Here is a 19,574-nt window from a genome sequence, read left to right on the forward strand (position 1 = left end):
TTGGCGGCGACGCCAGAGAGCGGCTGCTTGGTCCATGTCGCCCCGTCGACAGAGCGTAGTATGGTGCCATTGGCGCCGACTGCGACGACATGCGTCTCATTGGCTGCAATGCCGAGCAGGTTGAGAGCGGTGCCTGATGAACGATCCAACCATGTGTTGAGTGGATCACTGACTGTAATCGTCTGGATTATCGTGGTGGTGCCGCCCTTCATATCACTGACGGTCAATGTGATTGGATAACTGCCGCCGATGCCCCAGCTATGGGTAATGGAGGCACTGCTCGCATGCATGCTGCCGTCGCCTAAGTTCCAATGATAGGCGAGGGCGTCATTGTTGGCGTCGATCACTTGCGCACTCAATTGGACGTTTTCCCGGGCGATGGCGGTACTTGGCACTATTAGCGTTCCGCTGGGAGCTACATTTGTAGAAAATGTCCCTAAATTCACCACGATATCTAAGTACTGCTGGGGACTCGATCCACCCTTCGAAATGGGGGTAATGTGAACATTGGAGACGGTGTCGGAATAGGTCCTGCCGATTGCGATTCCAGCATCAATTTTACCCTGTTCAGAGCCAGGAGTCGTGTCGATCAGCCAGCATTGGTTCAACTCAGGCAGGCCGTCTGCTTTTTCCCATAGGAGATAAGCGCTGTTTTGTAAGACAGTCGTTTCCTTTTGTTCATGGCGGTAGCCTAACCAGTAGTAATCGTTACTTGCACTTTTTCGAATGCGTAGTGCCTGCAGGCCAGCTGCATCTTCATGATCAAATTGATAAATACGATAGGTGCCGTTGTTCGCTGCTGTTTCGATGGCACTCCACTGGCTTTCAGTAATCCATCCGAGCTGTTCTTTGGCAGCCATATGGAAATGATTATCCAGCAGGTAGCTTCTGTTGGGCGAGCCCATCGTGTCGTAGATGTCACCATACTCTTCGCTGGATCCGGTGGGGTCCACCGGATCCAGTGAATTTGGATTCGCACTCGAATGGTCCCAGTAGTTGGCGTGGTGCAGGCCATAATTGTGTCCCAGTTCGTGAGTGAAGACATGGTCATCATCGTATCCAGATAATTCAATCCATACAGCTTGGCCTCCCACGTCTGCGAGTCCAACCAAGTCCAATTGAGTGCCTGCAATGGCGATACAAACAGAGTCATATTCCGAGAACGGGTTGGCATGACCTAAAGCCATGTATTGCGCGACGATTTCATCGTGGAGCGTATTGTAATTATTCTCATAATAACTACTGTTGTATTGGGCGCGGATGACATTGTTTGTGACGGAGCCATCCAGACTCATTTTATTGTAGGAATACGCGCGCAATGCATGATCGACCTCTTCATCGAGCATGCTTTCGATGTCCACCGCGTTAAAGGATTGATTCGGGTAATCTGGGAAATCTGTAAGGATGACTAAGACCGTTTTCGCACCCGTTGTGGCTTGTAGTGCCGCACTGCTCACTTGCCTCTGAAATGCTTCGATGGGAAAGCCTTCTGAGGAGACAGTGCGCATTATCCAAGCGCTACCATTATTGATCCCGGCTTTCGCATCGGCCTCGCTGAGTACTTGTTCCAATATATGAACTGAGTCGGTATCTTGAAAGTGGAAGACTCGGCCTCCTGCAACGGTTATAGTTGGTCTGCCTGTGATTGCTTCCCCCGTTAGATAGCAGCGCGTTTTGTCTTGTTGTCCGCTTGGCCAATTTTTAGTGAGCCAATCAGCTTCGCTGCCAGTGACGATTTGAAACACATTTGCACGCGCTACAGCTTTACCGTTTAGCCGAATTCCCTGAACTGGAAGCTTTCGTTTACTCAAAGCAACGCGATGTGCCGTCGGCATATAAAGCCTGAATGCATCTCCTGTGGACGATTTCATGTGGTAATGCAGCGGGTGATCGCTTGCGCCACAGTCGATCACAACACTAATGTCTGAGACTTCCGAAAAGGGTTCTTCCACTCGCGCTTGAATCGCTTCAGGTAGCTGAACATAATCATAGTAGGAGAGAGCACGTTCCAAGGCAGTGTCTGGATCACTTAGGATCAGTTGCTCCATCTCCAGTCTATGTTGCTCGGCTAAGGCGATCCCATGTATTAGAAATTGCGGATCGGAGGACTGATGGCCCAACTGGCGCCATGCCTCGAGCCATTGTTGGAAGTCCTCAGTTTTGTTGTGGACAAGTTTCTTTGGGCTTAGAAGTGAAGGTGTCGAGACGACTTGTTCCTGTTTATAGTCGTTTGCTGACGTCTCATTCTGTAGCTCGCTTGGTGGATTCGAATACCAAACGAGTTGTATTAAAAGGAATAGTAGTAGACCGAAGACTGTATAATTGGCTGTGCTATCGCGTCGTTTCATTGTGAGTTACGAAATATGGCTAAAATGACATGTTTAACCAGTTACTATTCATTGTAATGGTTTTAATCCGAGCGCATCATGCCCCAGTTAAATTATATATTTGTTTATTGTGTCGTGGCCTCTGCGTAAGAAATAGGATGAGAGGCTGGTTCGGCATGTAGAACTATTTTTCAGTTTGGCAGGACCAGCATTCTGATAGGTATCCATCGACCATGCTTTCACATTGTGGGCATTTCCATTCGGGGAGTTCTTTCGGGGCTTGGTGTAAATACTCTTCGATGATTTGCTTGGCTTCTTCAGCCTGAGTATCCTCCAGCACATGAATGCTTGGATATAAGCTAGGGATTGGGATTTCAGTAATATTGCCTCCAGTCCAATTTTTGAGCAGTGTTGCAATGCCTGATTCTTTGAGAATGCCGTTGAGTAGCCCGACCGTTGAGCTGTCGTGATGTCTGAATACTTCTTGCATAAGATTTGAGGTGTACGTTCAGGACTAATTGTGTGGGGACTATCTTTAAGTAAGTTGTGGTGGATGCAATATAAAGATCAGCCGATGGGGCCGTGTATTGAGAGTGTTATTGCAGATGTGGATCAATGAGTTTTCAGTGCTTTTAGATTATTTTCAATGAGTCAGGGTTTTGGGCAGTGATATCCGTACTATATGCAAGAGCCATGTCGAAACTTAGTTCTACTTAAGGTCGAATGGTTGAAAATGATCTGGGGAGCTTAGATAATTGATTGCGAGTGAATACTCATTGCGGAGTTCCAACTGTAGTCGCGTCCCGAAGGACGCGGAAACGTGGATACAGTTGGATTGTCACCGCAATGCAGGCGCTGCTTCAATGGAGCCGCGCTCCGAAGAGCGCGGAAATGGCGAATGCTTGGATGCTTTCGAGGGCCTCTTTTTTACTTCAATGGAGCCGCGCTCCGAAGAGCGCGGAAATGCACGGCAAGTTTGCCGGATTCGAGCTCAACGCCAGCCTTCAATGGAGCCGCGCTCCGAAGAGCGCGGAAATGGGCTGGGATGCGATCTGTTTGCTACCGGCCACGGCCCTTCAATGGAGCCGCGCTCCGAAGAGCGCGGAAATGCGTTGTGCGGGCGCGGATCGAATACGGGGCATAATTCCTTCAATGGAGCCGCGCTCCGAAGAGCGCGGAAATACATGGATACGGCGCTGGCCAGTCGCGGCTTGCGTGCCTTCAATGGAGCCGCGCTCCGAAGAGCGCGGAAATGGAGCTTTTCGACATCTGCCTCAACCGCTGGAAAATCCCCTTCAATGGAGCCGCGCTCCGAAGAGCGCGGAAATAGCAACAAGCAACGTCCTGGAGTGACTTGGTAACAGCCCTTCAATGGAGCCGCGCTCCGAAGAGCGCGGAAATCGGTCAGGAAGTTCGTGGCCCAGTTCCGAACATATTGCACCTTCAATGGAGCCGCGCTCCGAAGAGCGCGGAAATGGTGCAAAAGGCTTCAAACTCCTCAAAGGTGAGCAAGCCTTCAATGGAGCCGCGCTCCGAAGAGCGCGGAAATCTTCCGTCATGGTGTGAAAACTGTCGGCGGTGACATCCTTCAATGGAGCCGCGCTCCGAAGAGCGCGGAAATGTCTTGCGCGTGAGATTAAAGCGGGTCGAAGTCTCAACCTTCAATGGAGCCGCGCTCCGAAGAGCGCGGAAATGACTCTTATTCGGGGGATGAGATTCGGGCGATGCTGCCTTCAATGGAGCCGCGCTCCGAAGAGCGCGGAAATAAGATTTCAGTTTATAACTGGGTTCTCTGTTTGCTCAGCCTTCAATGGAGCCGCGCTCCGAAGAGCGCGGAAATATGGCGCTTGCTCCCCTGCTATGTCATACCGAAGGACCTTCAATGGAGCCGCGCTCCGAAGAGCGCGGAAATACACGTGACAAACGGACAGCTTAGACATGGCAACTGACCTTCAATGGAGCCGCGCTCCGAAGAGCGCGGAAATACTCGGGCTTAGCGACGAACTGCTTCCAGACGTCAGCCCTTCAATGGAGCCGCGCTCCGAAGAGCGCGGAAATGCCGCTCACGGATGAGCAGCGCGACCTGCTCAATAATCCTTCAATGGAGCCGCGCTCCGAAGAGCGCGGAAATAACCAAGCGAGCCCAACAGGTCGACCATGAGTGATTTCCTTCAATGGAGCCGCGCTCCGAAGAGCGCGGAAATGCTGAATGATGTGTTGTTAGTTGTTACCATGCCCCCCTTCAATGGAGCCGCGCTCCGAAGAGCGCGGAAATAGCAACTTCTCTTGTCGCTTGATTGACAATGCCTTGGAGCTTGTCAATCGAGCAGTGTCGCCAGTTGCTAAAAATGATGTGTGTTATCATCTGTTTTTTTTGAAATAACTTCCGTAAGCCTCTGGTATTCAATCGATGCGAGCTCTCCCATGCTTTTTTACAGCACTTGACCGCTCGCATTGAAATTAAACTGTCAATGAACGGGTCACTAAATGAAGATTATACCACAAAGCAGGGCGCGTCCATCTTGGAATACTGTAATCCGATCGAACTTACGGTGCGTTCTCCGCGTGCATGGGAGACGCCGAGGTCGACGAATAGTACCTGATCTTCGTCGTGGTGGATCACTTCCTTCAGTTTTGTTTCAAACTGAACTTTCTCTGTTTCGGTTAGATCGCATTCGAATACGGAAAGCTGCAAATGGATGCCGTATCCTTTGCAAATTTTGAACACTTTCCGTAGTCGCTTGGGATCGCAAATGTCGTAGGTGACAAAAAAGTTTCTTCTCATAGTCTTGAGCGTTTATTTTGTGGGCGTTTTAAAGTTAGCGAATAGTGAAGGGCATGTATTGCTCAATTTCACCAGTCAGCACGCGAGCTAGTAGGCGAAATTGTAACTCCATCGCTCGCCGATAGCTGACCTGATATCCAAACACTGGGTGGGTGATTGCGCTATTGACTCGTTTTTCGTAGGCCATGAAGAATGTTTTACGACCTCGCTGCGTTAGTGTGACAGCCTCTCCGGCTCGATAAAAATCATTCTCTTGTAACATGCCATTGTTGATCAAAGTTAGCACCACGGATTCCGCTACGATGGGACGAAATTCTTCCATCAAATCCAAGGCGAGTGCAGGGCGACCGAATCGAGGTTGGTGGTAGAATCCCACGTAGGGATCAAATCCGGCAGAGTAGGCCGCTAGATTTGCATCCTTAGCCAATAAACTGTAAGCGAGTGAAAGCAGAGCGTTGACTGGATCGCGGGGTGGTCGTCGGTTGCGTCCATTGAAATCGAAAGGAAACTGGGCCTGTTGACCGTCATTTTGTTCGGCTTTTCGTGGTGATTCTCCGCGATGTTTAATCATGCCGTTAAATTCGCTAAAGTAGGCGCGAGCTGCGGCTCCTTCAATTCCGAGCAAGTTGGGGATGGAGTGCGCGGTAAGGGCGGCTTGTGCGGCCCATTTCATGTGTCGAAGAGTTTGTTTGGGGGCGTCGAGATGGTTGCGCATTAGCAGGGTGCGCTGATTACGAATTTTTCCATGCACAAAAAGACGCGCGTGGTTAATTGCAAGTTCGGGGTCGGCGGCATGGCGGAACTGCTCAATTCGAGTGAAAACATTTTTCAGACTATGCCCACGGGTCATGCCATAAAACCAGCCGCCCATCGAAAAGTAAGTGATCGGAATGTCGGTTTCACATAGTGCTTGAATCACTCCAGTTGATACTTGGACGGGGCCGAACACGGCAAGGTGGTGGAGGTCTTTAATTAAGAATTCTGCCGTTACTTTGCTTTTGCCATTCCTATCCTTTTTTTCTTTGGCCTGAATGACCTCGTCCTTTTTTCCGACAAACATTCCGGGCGTGTGGAGATATAATGTTCGAGTGTCTTCGCCAGGAGCAATGAGGCGCCGCACGTCTTGTCCTGGTTTGATCGCAGGTAGTTTGATTTCTGGGATATTGCCAAACGGTCCCTCGTTGATCCGATCGTCGATCTCGGGGAAGTCCATGCACAGATCCATTTGTGTGGACTCTGGAAGCTTGTCCGGCTTGGTAAATTCCGAAAGTAAGCGTGTCTCGTCGGGCAAACAAAACCCGACCAATGAGCAGCGCGGGCATTTAGGGGAGTCGTCGAGTGGGGCTGGTATGGGACCTTGGGCACAGCTTCGTGCGGCAGCGATTTGTTCGGTAATCCATGCTTCGGTCGCGGCATCCATATCAAAGCGCACTCGTTGACGCGTCTCTCGGTAGAAGACGATACCGGCATCGCATTCATAGCCATTTTCGCGTAGCAGCAGAATCTGCACGCCTAGTTGTATTTTATCGGCGGGCCAGAGTTCGTTACCCTCGTCGCCCTCGCGGGGGCGCCCACGCTTGTATTCGACTGGTTGATACAGTATCTTTCCAGTGGCTAGGTCAGTCGAGCCTTCGACAAGGTCAAGCTTGGCATTGACCCGTAGTGTGTCAGAATACAGTGCGACGGAGTGGGCATGAATCGTTTCGTTGACCTCCGAGACTTCGTTTATTTTGGGCTCGGCTTCCTTTTTTTTTCGTTTTTTGACTGAGGGTAGATTGCTTTTTCCCGCATCCACTCGTTTATGTTGGGCTGCGCCCTCCAGTGTGTCCGCACTGTGGACAAATACCTTTTCGACGAATTCGTAGTAGAATAGTCGCGGACAATAGACGAACTCGTTTAACATGCGAGCTGGCAGGAGAGTTGGTTCCTTCGAGTTGTCTGGATCGGCCATAACTGTGTGGGAGGTTTAAGTTTTTTACTGAGATTAAAGGCTCATAGATGTAACTTTATGCTCGAATGTTCACCTGATTTGTGAAATTCTGCTGTGGTAGAGAGGGATGAAATTATGGGGCTTTTTGATACAGTACGTTTTGATCAACCACTTCGGGTGCCGGGTTGGGAGCACCCTGTTATTGATATGCAGACTAAGCATTTCGGTAATAGCATGCAGACCTACACTATTGGGTCGATTTTGTCCGAATCGCCAGTGCTGATTGGTGTTGTTGAAGATTCGTTGTGGTGTGCGCCAGAGCAAGCCGGTGATCCCGGGCAAACGCATCCAGTTTACTTCGTGATATGGCATCGCATTTTGGCAGGCGTCTATCTGGATGCCGCACAAGCGGAGGAGCGATTGCGTACGGTTGATCGCTTTGATCTGATCGCGTGGCTCGATAGAGCTCAGACAAAAAGTCAACGTTGGGAGTCCCGTTTTCATCGTTTGAGTGCTGACATCAGAGCTTTACATTGGCACCAAACAGAAGGTGAGCCTGCAACAGAGCGTGAAGCTTCGTTACGGAGATTGAGATACAGCTTAGCTGATGACATACTTCAAGCCGACGATCCGCTGGGCGTAATTCTAAAAATGCATGAAGCAGATCAGGACGAGTCGGTTGATTTGGCATAGGGCGAGGAGTATATTGAGATTTGTTCAGGTGAGAATTGCTTTGGAGACGTAGCGTGCAGATTCATCAAACGTTCAGTTTTAACTGAGTCATCGTGGTTCTGTTAGAATGGTAAATCCTCATTTGCTGTGGTGCTGGCATCGCGGTCCGAGGGCAAGGGCCGCTCCATCTCTTCCCAAAGCCCGTTTTAATGCAGCCAAATCGGATCAGCATTGCGGCGGATAAATTCATCGTGATCGAGCCCCTCGACCAACGGTCGACGCCGAACCCGCTTCTGTTTGCCTCCAACGAAGATCGTTTCGAATTCCGCCTTACGCCTCCGCTTTTCTGCTTTCTGTTCGGGCGTGAGTTTCTTTTTGGGCTTTTTCGGGGACTTGGGCTTCTTCGGCATGAGACGAGCAAGTGCTCTGGTGGTTCATGAAATCTATTGTTCGATGAGATTCGTTACGTTAGGCCACTTGAATTGCAGGAGTGAAGTTTCGGAATTTGCCTACTGTGATTCTTTGGGATCTGAAAATCGCGGTGATGCCTATAGACTTTATTACTGTGGCGTTTGGTTTTAGTTTGGTGATCTCCTGAAGGCTTAGAAGTGATTTTATTGTATCGAGATTGATTTCTGCATCCCAGATTGGCCAAGTCCAATAAGTATTGTTGCTTTTGTGACCTTTGAAACCGGTTGTTTCAAGCAAGCTCCCCTTCGGTGCAGTTGGAAACATCGGTAGTCCTTCAATGGCAAGCCGGTTTGCGCCTCTCACTGAAGTTGATGCGTCAGAACTCGGGTTCTTCCAGCGAAGCGCATAACGGCGATCGTCTTCTGGGTCAAAGCGCAGGCTGGGGCCTGTGTCTGAATAAGCCCAAGGTCCAAATAGTGCTTCTCCCAATTGAGAGGCGTTTGTGTTTTTCGCAATATCATTCATGAATTTGAGAAAATGTTGATGGCCTGCGCCGCTCATGGTTCGCAAGGCGGTGTCTTGTATCAATCCCTTTTCATCTGTGATTGCGTCTGAGCCAAATGCAGCGAGGAATTCAAGGCCTCGTTGGTCGTTTTCAATTGAGCTTTGTAGGATCAGATCCGAAGCCAATTTTGTAAACTGCATAACTGGAACTGCCGGATTCTTTGCAAACGTGAAGGCAGGATGATCGATCATTCTACATAGTTGATCGTTCAGAATTTCTACGAGTTGGCTATCAGCTAGAGCCTGGTTGAGTATTATTTTAGGCTTCCAGGCTCCGCCTTGAATGATCCAAGTGAGATGCGGCTTCGCGTCTAAATGGGTGGATAGAATTCTAAAGGTTCCGAGTGCTGCGAGATAACCAAGAGGGTTGGAGCCGTCTAGCCCAGTTAGGATTATGGAATGTGTTTCGTCTGACATTGTTTAATCGGTTGAGTTATTAGATCAGTCCTTCGGACTCTGCTTCACTTGTTTGCTGATCGGCCAATCGTAGGGCGGTTTCAAGGTAAGCTAAGTCCCATGGACCCAACTCTTTTGTCATCTCCCAGAAACGCTCCGCGACTCCAGAATCAACTCGGTGGGCAGGCATCTTGAGTCTCTCGTCGCAATTGAGGTCGGGAACTTGTATTGATTTGATCTTGGTCGACTCTATTTGCGGGGGAGAATCGTCTTGGACGACTGGCGCAAAGGGGCGTGCATGACCGTGGTGCGCAGCAATGAGATGGAGGATTAAATCCTTTCTGTAGCTACAGTTCTCATTTTCAGACTCTTCGAGTCCTTTTTTTGCTAAGCCTAGGGATAGCATTTCATGTCGAAAGCCTTTAGGTATTTTACTTCGATCTCGCGCTTGCTGTCTTTCTTTAACAGTGAGTGAGAGGTTTTTAGATTTGGCTAACGGTTCATTTAGCGCCATTGCAGCATTTAAATTACCACGACAAAGGAGCGCTTGGAACCTTTCGTCCAGTTTGCCCGAATCGTGCCAGAGTGCTGCCATTTTTAGGGAGTCCGAAAAGTCGTTTAACGGAAGGAAGCGAAGCGTTTGTGATAGGTGTTGTAGCACATGCTCGGTGTGGTCTGGAAGCGTAACGGCAGCAATAGCTTCCGTCTTAGACAGAGCATCATCTTCGTCGCCGAGAGCTGTAAGCTGAAGTGGACGGTTGGAAATCTGAGCCTTTGAGATGAACACAGCACCCTTGTCGTTTGGATAACGAGTGTAATTAAAACCTAGTCGACATAGATTTTCGATAGAATGTCTTAAGTCACTCGCTTCCTCCAATTGGCCGGCGATCTCCTTTAGTCGGGAATTAATTTGTGATTTTGTTAAACTAGAATCTGCGTCTTCCAGCCAATTGACGAAATCTGATGTTTGCGTTGTGTGCTTGAGTTGCTCGATCCGAGTTCTGTCGAATCTGACGATTTCTTGGTTTTTCGACTGACGAAAGGCATCCTCAGCAATATCGATTTCTGGATATTTATTTTGTGAGACGTCTTCGCTGCTTGGCGATAAGACCGGATCCAGTGGAGCTTCTGGAATGTGTCCGAAAGTATCCCAACCGCCTGTATTCGTTGGTAGGATTATTGTATCACCGGGGCGGATTTGATCTGGGCGCTCAAGTAAGGTGCTCTCTGATAGTCCTTTCCATATTAAAGCTATTGATCTTTTTTCGATACGTTTGCTCTTCCCTTTTTCGTCTTCATTTGGAGGGGCTTGTAGTAAAAGATCGCTGAGAAGGTCAGTTGATAGTTCGGTTAAGAAAAACCATTGACGAAATAGCCAAAGCGGAACGCTTAGCATTTCGGGGGAACTTGGTGGGCAGAGGCTAACTGTCTGCACTAGAGCATCTCCAGCATCGAGTGATTCTGGCAGATCTCTTCTCCAACAGATTTGAATCTCCGCTTGTCCGGCTTTGGGACCATGTAGGAACAGTGCCGGATCTGGGTCGGGAGAAGGGCGCGGATTTGTCTGAGCCCAAGCGTCAAGATAGGCTGGGAATAGCGCTGGTGCGTGAGGACTTGGGGCGAGTAGCTTGGATAAGTCGGCGGGGGCATTCAACCGGAGCGTTTCATCCATCGATAGTATTCCAAAGTCAACTGTTTGTTGTTCTCCGGCTATTTGATTTAACCAGTTCCATGTGTGAGAAGCAGCATTTCCGTATACAGGATCGAGCGGCTTGCCAGCCGCGTCGGTTGCATCTAATTTTTTTGCTGAGGTCTCAATCAAATCGCTTCGCATGACGATTATCGTGGGCGCAGTATTTTGTTTTAGTCCAGAACGGTTGAGGCGACCGAAGCGCTGGCGCAAGGCGTCGAGACTCGCGCATTCCGTAATCATCGCATGAAAGTCGTAGTCAGCTCCGACCTCCAGACACTGAGTCGCGATAACGATTCTGGGGCTATTTTTCAGAGGATTGGAAGACCCTGGTTCTGTGTAGCTAGTTTTTAGTTCTTCGGTTATCTGCTTTGTGTGTTTGTCTCTATCGATCGGTCGCATGCGCCCGATCAATAGGGATATGTTCACTTCTGAGTGGCTTTTATTAAACTGTTTTTTGAGCAGTTTTTCAACCTCTCGCGCCGTCGCCACGCGGTTGACGAGTATTGCCAGCGAATCGGGCTTGGATTCGGCAAACAAAGTTTGCGCTCTTTTCGCAAGATCCGCTGCGATCTTTAAGCATGCCTTCTTTCCTTTGATATTCTCAGCAATCTCAAGACGTGCTAATTTTTGAGTGTTCAGTCTACGGGCAAGTGTGGCATTTTCTGTGTCGTTTTCAGTTAAATGCAGAACCACTGGAGCTTCCTTTCCGGAAAACTTCGGAGGTGTTGCTGTCATCTGTAGGAAGTGAAAAGGGGTGTTCACCGCTTCACTTACTGTTGTTTGACGCCGTGTTGATGCCCGATATTTTTTTATAGACTCAATCGTTTCTGCAAAGGGACGACTGATGTGCGCTTCATCCAACAGGAGGAGACTGTCGTGTGCGACTAAGGCTGCATGAATCGGACACGCTCCATTTGACAGGCCGTAGCCTCTAAAAAGCATTCTGGATCCGACCTGATCGACGGTCGAAGCAATGACCGTCGGTTGTGTGAGTGAGCGAGCCCAACGATCATCGCGGTAAATGGCACCTCTTAGTTGAACACAATCAAGAGGAGGTGCTGCTTTTGCTGTCGTCGGAGACAGGGACTTTAATCGTTCTGCGACTGCTTTAATCGCTGGTGGTTCGTTTTCCGGTGAAAGGAGCCTTTTAGCAATTTTTAATGAACGGTCGTAGGCTTCATCGACAATGACTCGGCGGTTGACGATGAAGAATATACGCCTTCCGACCGTGCGCTCGGTTGGACTTAATGTCGCTTGGGCTGCAAGGGCATAGATTGCGATGTCGATACATGCGGTTTTTCCGCTGCCAGTTGGAACAGCGAGATAATCTGGCCATTGTCCAATAACCGCTTTTTTGGCTAAATCAATTTGCCAAGGGAATGGATCGAATCCGTAGAGTGCCCGAAAAAATTCAGGGAAAGTTGGGAATGTCATGATGTTGACTTCTGGTTGCGATGGTTCGGTTTCTTTGCTTGAACTTCGATATCTGGCATTGGCTTGCAAAGGCCGTAGCCACGATAGCGTCCAGATCCTAGTAACACGGGGCCAATTACTGGCACTGAAAATTGCAGCCATACGTGTATTTGGCTGCGATTTGAACCTCCAGGGCGGGCTGGCATGAGAGGAAATCCGTTAGAGCCAGGCTTTGACCTAGGTGCTCCTTTGTGCCAAGAGGTTGTATCCAAATCAATTTTCTCGGGTTTTGGCAGGCCGATTCGTTTGCAGGATGAAACGATGATATTTGTAACTTCTTCAAACCATTCTGCGCGCTGAGTTCGAGGGTCTTTCTTTGGGTGTCGGTCTAATACCATTGGAGTTACGCTGGCCCATGTGGTTGAGCCTGTAGGGCCTCCGGCAATTAAATCGTTGCGGAGCGTTCGAGGCGGTGAAACGCGCTCTTCCAGCTTTAATGTCCACACGCCTAGTTTGCCTAGTGTTAGTGTTACTTCGGCATTTTCGCCATCGGGTGAGTATAAAAGGCGGCTCAATGCGCGTCCTTGCTCCCTGCTTTCCATACATCTCGGTAGTGCTAAGGCCATGCCCATTATGTGACCGTCGGCATAGTCTTGCCCAACGAAAGCCAGTGGAAATAAGGCAAGATGGGGGGACTCGGAAGGTTTTCCATCCGGCTTGTGGCCGCTGATCCACTCTGGTGTGGGGTGGCAGTGTTTTTCGATCGCACCGCGAAGGGCAGTGGACAGTTGCCAAGTCGCTTCGAGACCGAGATTGGGGCCTTCCTCTTTTGTTAGAATGAGTAGTTGCTCACTAAAAACCGTTGTCGCCGGCTCGATTTCTACGTTTTCATCTACTGGAACGTAATCAGTTGTCGTAGAAATGGTAGGCCGCAAAGACGGAGGTGGGTTTAAGTTTCTCTTGTAGGGCACTCCTAAGTTTTGTTCGAATTCGGCCACGAGAGTTTTCTTTTGTTTTCCTTTAGCGCTTTGGATTGCGTCGACCGCGCTGAAGAATGCGTTTGAAGCTTCTGCGTTGTATTGAGATTTTAGGTATTCAAGTGTGCCTCGTCCAGCAACGCGGAGCCTGCAGGTGCTAGGTGCACGGTGATTATTTGAATTTGGCACAACCGTTGGCTCGGGAACTTGTTCGGGCTGTGGAATCCACATTTGAACCATACTAGAGGAATGGCCTACACGGATAACTTTTCTGCAAAGGCGTTCCAATGCAGCGAAGTATGTTTCCGGCGCCTGATCGTCTTGCCAGATTAGATATACATTTGGATCGGCCAGATGCACTTTGGGAAAGGTTCTCGGTTGCCTGTTACTGCGAAAGGCAGGGATCACCGTTTTTTTGCTCACAGTCATATCGTTCGGTGGAACATAGACGTCTAAAACGGAACGCCGACTCCCTTCAGTGAAGTGCAACGCAGGGGATGGTAGATTCTCCAACCATCTCAGTGCATTTGCTTCTTCTTCCCATTCTAGAAATGCGGTTGAGTCTTCGGAGGTCGGCTCGGTTTCAAAATACCCCGCAGCAAGCGCCATAAAGATACGAGCAGGATGAGGAGGCCATTCCGCGCGGTTGCGATCCGAGTGTTCGGTGGCAGCGGCGTAACCGCTCAAGTAATGTAGGCCTAGTGCAAACATAGGATATTAAGCTTCTTCGGTGATAGCTTCTGCTGAGGCGATTTCTTGGCTCTTTTTCAGCAAAGCTACTAGTTGTGGCGCAGGCGTGAGATTGAGTGGCTCTTTGCGCCATGTGAGGCCAAGTTTCTCAGCTGTTGCGACTGCTTCAGTGAGTGCTTGTATGGCGGCATCAGATTCAATGGATAGGGCTGCTGGTTCAACTCCTGGCTTTTCTAGTAGTTTGAGGTTTGGTTGCTCATCTGGCCAAAGGAGGCAGCGAGATCTCAAGTCGTAGCCGTTCTCTGCGGCGAGCGAGACGGCGACTATCGCGAGGGTGGCTAATACGGTTTGTCCGGCGGCATCGCGTTCGGGTGATGTTTTTCCGTCAGCATCGGGAAATTTGAGGCGGCGGAGTGCGGGTAAAGAGAGGACGATTGTTTGTTCTGCGTAGTCAATCGTCACGCCACCAGTTTGATCATCAATGGATGGGGGTATATTGCCGTGATTTACTTCCGATGGTGAGACTGCGCTCTTGTCTTTTTCGGATTCTGCAAGTTGATAGCCATCTTTAGATTTTAAAACCTTTGCTGCTGCGCGGATTTCGAGAGGATCGATACGGCTGCTCGTTTTTGTGCCATTTATTGCGTTGATTCCGACGATTTCGGAAACGAGAGCACGTTGGAATTTTGCCCCTAAACCTCCTTTGGGGCCAGTAGAGTCCCAGATGCCAAAAATGAGTGCCGTCGGGCAAATTTCATAGAGTGGGGTCGCATTCTGAAGGCTTACAAAATCGAGCTTTTTTCCTATTTCAGATTTACGAAATGGAACGCCTTCGTGAAGAGAATCTCGCAATATTGCATCTGCAGCACGGTGAGGTGCCTCGAAGCTGGTGATCGTGCCTATTTCATTGAGCAAATCTTCACCCGCGAAACTGACAGAGATTAGTGGGATGGGGCACTCTTTGAATCGTCCGTTGTCGATTGCTTGCTGGAGTGCCAATTCCATGCGATTGGCTTGGGACTGCACCGAGTCGAGTAAGATGCAGGGAATCGTTTCGAAGCTTCCGTCTGCTTGTTTTACGCGGCGATGCTCGGTCGCGTAAACGGCACCAGCATACGTAGGAGGGAAGGTCTTATCACCTTCACCTCCTGCGGGTTGAAGGTGAGTTCGGCAACGAAAAGCGGCTGCAGGGCCTTTAATTGCGTTCTGGATGAGTGCTAGGTCTATGTTTTTCATGAGGTTTCTTTGTCTTAATCTGAGTGAGTTTTTTGGGGGAGAGGGTAGCGGGGAGAGAGGAGAAGGGCGTAGGTAGTTCGATTTAGCTAAATCTATTGAAGCGCTAAACAAGGGCTCCCATTCATTTTGAGGAGCGGGTTCTCCGGTTGGGGTGATTTTCGTATGAGCGTAAAAGGACATGGGGTACGATAAGATTATGTAAGTAACGCTATCTTTTTATGCGAGCGTTTTATAGATTATTTACAAACGCTCCTTTGGGCGGAGTCATATGTGTGCCTGACTTAATTGAAAATCAACACTAAAAAGTAGATAGGTCATAAAAAGTTAACTAGTATGTTGGGGCTTGATTTTATAGTGCTCGATTGTTTACTGGTCTTATTTATTATGGGGATGGATCGAACGATTGCAGGATGGAGTGAAAAGCAGCGCTTGTTGTTTATTGAGCGCTTGTTGTATTGGCGTGGCTCGATCAATCGCCGGGATTTGTGCGAGCACTTTGGGATTTCGTTGCCGCAGGCGACGAAGGATCTGGTGTCTTACACGACTTTAAATTCTGGAGCGTGTCAGTATGATGTGCGGCGCAAGTGTTATGTGGCGGCGGCTAAAATGCAGACGGTGCTGCGCGAGCCAAATTTTAGCGAGGACATGGAAGTTGTGGGGGCTGCCATGCGTGATGGCCTTGAATTTGGCGAATTTGTACTGGGGGGCAGTCGCCCGCGGCGAGTGGCGGATCTGGCATTACACCGAAAGTTGTCTTTAGCGGCTTGCAATCAGGAATGTGTTGAGGCCGCTTATTGGTCCGTCAAATCGGGGAGTTCTGAGACGCGTTGGCTGAGCCCGCGCGGCTTTGGTTTTGACGGTTTGCGCTGGCATGTGCGGGCGTATTGTCACCGCAGTGAGCTGTTTAAGGATTTTGTGATTGGCCGCTTTCAAACTGTGGGACGGAGGAAGCCTTGTCTTTTTGAAGATTTGGTGGATGTGGACTGGTTGGAGACGGAGACATTAACTTTTCGCCCCAATCCGGAGTTGAGTAAACATCAACGTACAGCTTTGGAAATGGACTATGGGATGGAGTCGGGGCGATTGCAGTTGGCTGTGCGACGGGCTATGCGCATCTATGCCTTGCGTCGATTGGGCTTTGTGCAAGAGCCGTTGGAGCCGCCCATGTTGAATGAATTGCAGCAGTTAGAGTGGTTTGGGAGGATATGAGCTTGGGGGCGCATGTTTCACTGTCTAATTCCATTGATGAGAATCATAGACACGCTATGTTTGTTCCGGATTTTAGGTCGATACTCGGATTGACCTGACGGCTTTGATCGCTCATTTTCTTTTTGTTTTGAAAAACGAAGTTCAGGAAATTCAGGGGCTATATGGGCCGTTTAGCCTTTCGGAGCGAGTCTTGCAAAAGATTTGGTTGCGAGGGGATTTTGATCAAACTGAATTGAAGACTGTTGGAGGCCGAAGCTTGCGGGTGTTGGATCCGGGGCGCTGGAATTTACTAGAAGGCCCTGACTTTTTAGAGGCACGTCTTGAACTGGGAGGCGAGCTGGTGGTGGGAGATGTAGAGGTGCACTTTGATGCTGAAGATTGGCATCTGCATGGGCATGGCGTGAATCCTAATTTCAACGATGTTCGTCTACATGTAGTGCTGTATGCGAATGAACCAGAACTGCGGGTGCAGACAGAGCGTGGCTTGCAACCGGAAGTTATTTATTTAATGCCTTTGCTGGAGCGTGATCTGGAGGATTATGCGGTGGAGGATGCTTTGTTGGAATTGGAACAGGTAGAAGAGCGGGAGTGGATACTGCAATTTATGCAGCAACCCTTACAGCAGCGTCGTGCTATTTTAGAGTCTGGAGCACGGACGCGCTGGATGCGTAAGGTTGATTTCGCTGCGAAGCGTTTGTCGGGGGCTTCTTGGGATGAAGCCTGTCATCAGTATTGTTTGGAGGTTTTAGGCTATGCGCGTAACCGGGCGCCAATGTCGCGCTTGGCGTTGTGTTATACGATCGATGATTTTGCCACTGAGCGTGCGGATGCCTTACAGCTGTTTGAAGAAGAAATGGGTGCATGGCGCTTGAGTGGCCTGCGACCTGCGAATCATCCAAAGTATCGTTTGCAGCAGTATGCGACGATTTGCCGCCAGCACCGGGATTGGCCGGAGCGCTTACGGCATGTTTTGTCGGTAATTTCTGATACCGGAGCAGGGGCTGCTGCCTGGGATGAGAGTCAAGAGCTCAATATTTCGGGAGCGACCTTTCGCCAGAGGCAGGGGATTACCCCTTTGATTGAACGTTTTTCTCAGTATGTTTTTAGCAATGCAATCAGTTCGAAGCGACTGAATACCTTGATTTGTGATGCCGTATTGCCATTGGGGCATGCTGCTGGAATCGCAGACCTGACGTCGTATTGGCAACATTGGCCGGCCGGTGATGCGCCGGATGCGCTTTATCGCTTTCTAAAACAGGCGCAGATTATGAGTCGCTCGAATCCGTTTTCCAATGGACAACTGCAAGGTGGCTTGCATTTGTTGATGCATCGTTAGTTATATGTTTTTGTGGTCGGTTTGGGGGAGGATTACTATGAATTTTATAGGTGCTAGATGTGGGATCTATTCTGATAAATCGTTACTTTTTTCTTTGTGCTAATGGCGTTAGTTGTTTAATCGTGCGCCATGAAGAATTTTCTTTTTACTATTATATTTCTGGGGTTAACAGTCTTCCTTGGTTATGAACTGTATTTGCGTATTGATCGCGGTGAGCCTGCGGAGAGCGGGGGGAAGCTAATAGTTTCAGCTAAGCAGCAGGGGCTACTGGAGCAGCAGGGGCTTGAGTATCCAGATGAAATCGAGATTGTTCGCAAAGATGGAAGTCGACTGGATGTTTTATTAGTTGCTCGCGATGCGACGCATATTCAGTTCAAGCGCCTGTCAGATCAGTTAGCCTTCATCTTTAAGATTGAAGATTTGGATAGAACTTCGAGGGCAACAGTATTGAGCTACCCAAATTCAGGGCTATTGCAGCCTGTTGAACTAGAAGAAGTAGGAAAAGTGAGTACAGAGGATTTATATCTCACAGAGCTCGGGGTTGCGATTGCCAGAATCAATTCTAGAATTGATGAACTGGATACTCAATACCAGCGGAGTGAGAGTCAGGTTAAGCAGCGGACTCTACGCAATCGTATTAATGTGCTTATAGCTGAGCGCACGGAGCTTGAATCTAAGGTAGCCGAGCGGAAAAAGTAGTTATTCTATTTGTGCTGAATGCGTGCTAAAGGTATGGGGCAGTCTTGCTTTGAATTCTTTGGGGCTTTGGTGTAGATGTTTGCGGAATACTTGGCTCATATACTCTTGTGAATTCAGTCCGCTCAGTTCTGCGATATGATTCATCGATAGATTACCTGCATAGATGAGCTCTTTGGCTCGGGTTAGTTTTTCATTGAGAATACAGTCACCAACGGATCGGTTGATTTGACTGCGAAATCTACGTTGAAGCACGCTACGTGAGAGGCCGCAGTGCTGGGCGATTTCGTCAACTGAAATACCTTTACATGCTTTAATACGTATGAATTCCATCGCTTTTGAGAGCTGGGGGTCATTGACAGCTAAGAATGAACTTGAGCGGCGCAAGTGGATCATGTGCGGTCTGACTGTGATGTTCTGTGGGTGCGTGACTGCACCAGTGAGGAGTCCTTCTAGCAGGCGTGCAGCTTGATAACCCACTTCTTCATGGTTGGGGTCGACACTGCTGAGTGCCGGACGGCAGAGGTCGCAGTAGGGGGCGTCGTTGTCCACTCCGACAATACTGATATCTTCAGGGATACGTAGTTCTAATTCGTGGGCCGCTTGGAACAGCAGGGGGGCAAACTGATCACTAGTGACGAGAACCCCGATAGGCTTTGGCAGTTTGGGCAGCCAGTCCCGGATGGCTGCTAAGCTGTGGCTGATGTGTACGATTTCACTGTCGGTAGATTTTAGGTGCAGGCTGTGTGGCGTTGTACTGATTTCATTGGCAGACTTGAAAAAGGCAGCTTCGCGTTCCAGTGACCAATTCTCTTTGCCCAATCCGATTAGACCGAAATGATGAAAACCGTTTTGAATAAAATGTTCGGCTACTATACTGCCAATTGTATCATTGTTGGTTTTGACTAGTGGGAAGCCACAGTCAGGAACGTTTCCAAGCACATCAACAGTGGGCAGACCTGTTTCGATTAATAGCTTTGCAACGGAAGCATCCACAACGCGCGCAATGATACCATCTCCCTGCCAATCGATTAAAGAATCGGGGTGCATCTGGCCCAGTTGGCCGCTATGATGAAACACTGAGATGTCATTCCGCTGTTTTAGAAAGTGTGATATGCCCGCTAGGATCTGACGGCCAGAGGCAAGCGATGTTTCGACTAAGATGGCAATTCGAGGCATGAGGTTTTGACCCAATCTATAAGTTTTTAGATGCGATCGTGTCTAGATTATTTCATATCG

General features: G+C 49.2%; 14 protein-coding genes and 1 CRISPR repeat array. Of the genes, 4 read left to right on the top strand and 10 right to left on the bottom strand.

Features of this window, described 5'->3' with window-relative positions; translation table 11 throughout:
- From QEH59_RS15225 to cas4g/cas1g, 4 genes are all read right to left on the bottom strand, one after another.
- On the bottom strand, nucleotides 1-2,348 hold a 2,348-nt coding region (locus QEH59_RS15225), incomplete at its 3' end, for a PKD domain-containing protein (RefSeq protein WP_308986238.1).
- Between the two features lie 163 nt (nucleotides 2,349-2,511).
- A complete protein-coding gene (locus tag QEH59_RS15230; RefSeq protein ID WP_308986239.1) occupies nucleotides 2,512-2,817 on the bottom strand; it encodes a putative signal transducing protein in 306 nt (101 codons plus the stop codon).
- A 367-nt stretch (nucleotides 2,818-3,184) separates the two neighbouring features.
- A CRISPR array of direct repeats spans nucleotides 3,185-4,602; the repeat unit is 36 nt; unit sequence CCTTCAATGGAGCCGCGCTCCGAAGAGCGCGGAAAT.
- 219 nt (nucleotides 4,603-4,821) lie between these two features.
- Nucleotides 4,822-5,112, bottom strand: coding sequence for a CRISPR-associated endonuclease Cas2 (gene cas2, locus QEH59_RS15235; protein WP_308986240.1), 291 nt, complete (start codon nucleotides 5,110-5,112; stop codon nucleotides 4,822-4,824).
- Between the two features lie 34 nt (nucleotides 5,113-5,146).
- Nucleotides 5,147-7,063: a CRISPR-associated endonuclease Cas4g/Cas1g gene (gene cas4g/cas1g / locus QEH59_RS15240; RefSeq protein ID WP_308986241.1), complete on the bottom strand. Its 1,917-nt coding sequence runs from the start codon at nucleotides 7,061-7,063 to the stop codon at nucleotides 5,147-5,149.
- A gap of 186 nt (nucleotides 7,064-7,249) precedes the next feature.
- On the opposite strand from cas4g/cas1g, the gene QEH59_RS15245 reads away from it, so the two are divergent.
- On the top strand, nucleotides 7,250-7,735 hold the full coding sequence (locus QEH59_RS15245; protein ID WP_308986242.1) for a hypothetical protein: 486 nt from the start codon (nucleotides 7,250-7,252) through the stop codon (nucleotides 7,733-7,735).
- Nucleotides 7,736-7,920: 185 nt separating this feature from the next.
- Here the strand turns inward: QEH59_RS15245 and QEH59_RS15250 are convergent, their stop codons facing one another.
- Genes QEH59_RS15250 through cas7g form a run of 5 tightly spaced genes read right to left on the bottom strand, consistent with a single transcriptional unit; the run spans nucleotide 7,921 to nucleotide 15,094 of the window.
- Nucleotides 7,921-8,124: a hypothetical protein gene (locus QEH59_RS15250; protein WP_308986243.1), complete on the bottom strand. Its 204-nt coding sequence runs from the start codon at nucleotides 8,122-8,124 to the stop codon at nucleotides 7,921-7,923.
- A 58-nt stretch (nucleotides 8,125-8,182) separates the two neighbouring features.
- Nucleotides 8,183-9,106: a type I-G CRISPR-associated protein, Cas3-extension family gene (locus QEH59_RS15255; RefSeq protein WP_425609253.1), complete on the bottom strand. Its 924-nt coding sequence runs from the start codon at nucleotides 9,104-9,106 to the stop codon at nucleotides 8,183-8,185.
- A gap of 19 nt (nucleotides 9,107-9,125) precedes the next feature.
- Nucleotides 9,126-12,212 (bottom strand): type I-G CRISPR-associated helicase/endonuclease Cas3g, encoded by a 3,087-nt coding sequence (cas3g, locus tag QEH59_RS15260; protein ID WP_308986245.1) that lies wholly within the window; start codon nucleotides 12,210-12,212, stop codon nucleotides 9,126-9,128.
- Nucleotides 12,209-13,879 (bottom strand): type I-G CRISPR-associated protein Csb2, encoded by a 1,671-nt coding sequence (gene csb2 / locus QEH59_RS15265; RefSeq protein WP_308986246.1) that lies wholly within the window; start codon nucleotides 13,877-13,879, stop codon nucleotides 12,209-12,211. Before csb2 ends, cas3g begins: the two co-directional genes overlap by 4 nt.
- A gap of 6 nt (nucleotides 13,880-13,885) precedes the next feature.
- Nucleotides 13,886-15,094 carry a type I-G CRISPR-associated RAMP protein Csb1/Cas7g gene (gene cas7g, locus QEH59_RS15270; RefSeq protein WP_308986247.1) on the bottom strand — a complete coding sequence of 403 codons (1,209 nt, stop codon included), beginning with the start codon at nucleotides 15,092-15,094 and terminating at the stop codon, nucleotides 13,886-13,888.
- Nucleotides 15,095-15,448: 354 nt separating this feature from the next.
- Here cas7g and QEH59_RS15275 point away from each other — a divergent pair, with 354 nt between their 5' ends.
- The 3 genes from QEH59_RS15275 (at nucleotide 15,449) to QEH59_RS15285 (ending at nucleotide 18,338) form a co-directional block, all read left to right on the top strand.
- Nucleotides 15,449-16,303 carry a BrxR family helix-turn-helix transcriptional regulator gene (locus QEH59_RS15275; protein ID WP_308986248.1) on the top strand — a complete coding sequence of 285 codons (855 nt, stop codon included), beginning with the start codon at nucleotides 15,449-15,451 and terminating at the stop codon, nucleotides 16,301-16,303.
- A gap of 127 nt (nucleotides 16,304-16,430) precedes the next feature.
- On the top strand, nucleotides 16,431-17,639 hold the full coding sequence (locus QEH59_RS15280) for a DUF2851 family protein (protein ID WP_308986249.1): 1,209 nt from the start codon (nucleotides 16,431-16,433) through the stop codon (nucleotides 17,637-17,639).
- Between the two features lie 129 nt (nucleotides 17,640-17,768).
- Nucleotides 17,769-18,338 (top strand): hypothetical protein, encoded by a 570-nt coding sequence (locus QEH59_RS15285; RefSeq protein ID WP_308986250.1) that lies wholly within the window; start codon nucleotides 17,769-17,771, stop codon nucleotides 18,336-18,338.
- On the opposite strand, the gene QEH59_RS15290 is transcribed toward QEH59_RS15285, so the two are convergent.
- Entirely contained in the window at nucleotides 18,339-19,514 is a 1,176-nt protein-coding gene (locus QEH59_RS15290; RefSeq protein WP_308986251.1) for a XylR family transcriptional regulator, read from the bottom strand.
- Between the last annotated feature and the right edge of the window lie 60 nt (nucleotides 19,515-19,574).

The organism is Thalassobacterium sedimentorum (assembly GCF_031127905.1).
Taxonomy (GTDB): Bacteria; Verrucomicrobiota; Verrucomicrobiia; order Opitutales; family Coraliomargaritaceae; genus Thalassobacterium; species Thalassobacterium sedimentorum.

Bases quoted from the DNA above. Each gene is read 5' to 3' on its own strand.
- cas2 (WP_308986240.1), bottom strand. From the start codon at position 5,112: ATGAGAAGAAACTTTTTTGTCACCTACGACATTTGCGATCCCAAGCGA.
- cas3g (WP_308986245.1), bottom strand. From the start codon at position 12,212: ATGACATTCCCAACTTTCCCTGAATTTTTTCGGGCACTCTACGGATTC.
- QEH59_RS15245 (WP_308986242.1), top strand. From the start codon at position 7,250: ATGCAGACTAAGCATTTCGGTAATAGCATGCAGACCTACACTATTGGG.
- csb2 (WP_308986246.1), bottom strand. From the start codon at position 13,879: ATGTTTGCACTAGGCCTACATTACTTGAGCGGTTACGCCGCTGCCACC.
- QEH59_RS15285 (WP_308986250.1), top strand. From the start codon at position 17,769: ATGAAGAATTTTCTTTTTACTATTATATTTCTGGGGTTAACAGTCTTC.
- QEH59_RS15290 (WP_308986251.1), bottom strand. From the start codon at position 19,514: ATGCCTCGAATTGCCATCTTAGTCGAAACATCGCTTGCCTCTGGCCGT.
- QEH59_RS15250 (WP_308986243.1), bottom strand. From the start codon at position 8,124: ATGCCGAAGAAGCCCAAGTCCCCGAAAAAGCCCAAAAAGAAACTCACG.
- cas7g (WP_308986247.1), bottom strand. From the start codon at position 15,094: ATGAAAAACATAGACCTAGCACTCATCCAGAACGCAATTAAAGGCCCT.
- QEH59_RS15230 (WP_308986239.1), bottom strand. From the start codon at position 2,817: ATGCAAGAAGTATTCAGACATCACGACAGCTCAACGGTCGGGCTACTC.
- cas4g/cas1g (WP_308986241.1), bottom strand. From the start codon at position 7,063: ATGGCCGATCCAGACAACTCGAAGGAACCAACTCTCCTGCCAGCTCGC.
- QEH59_RS15255 (WP_425609253.1), bottom strand. From the start codon at position 9,106: ATGTCAGACGAAACACATTCCATAATCCTAACTGGGCTAGACGGCTCC.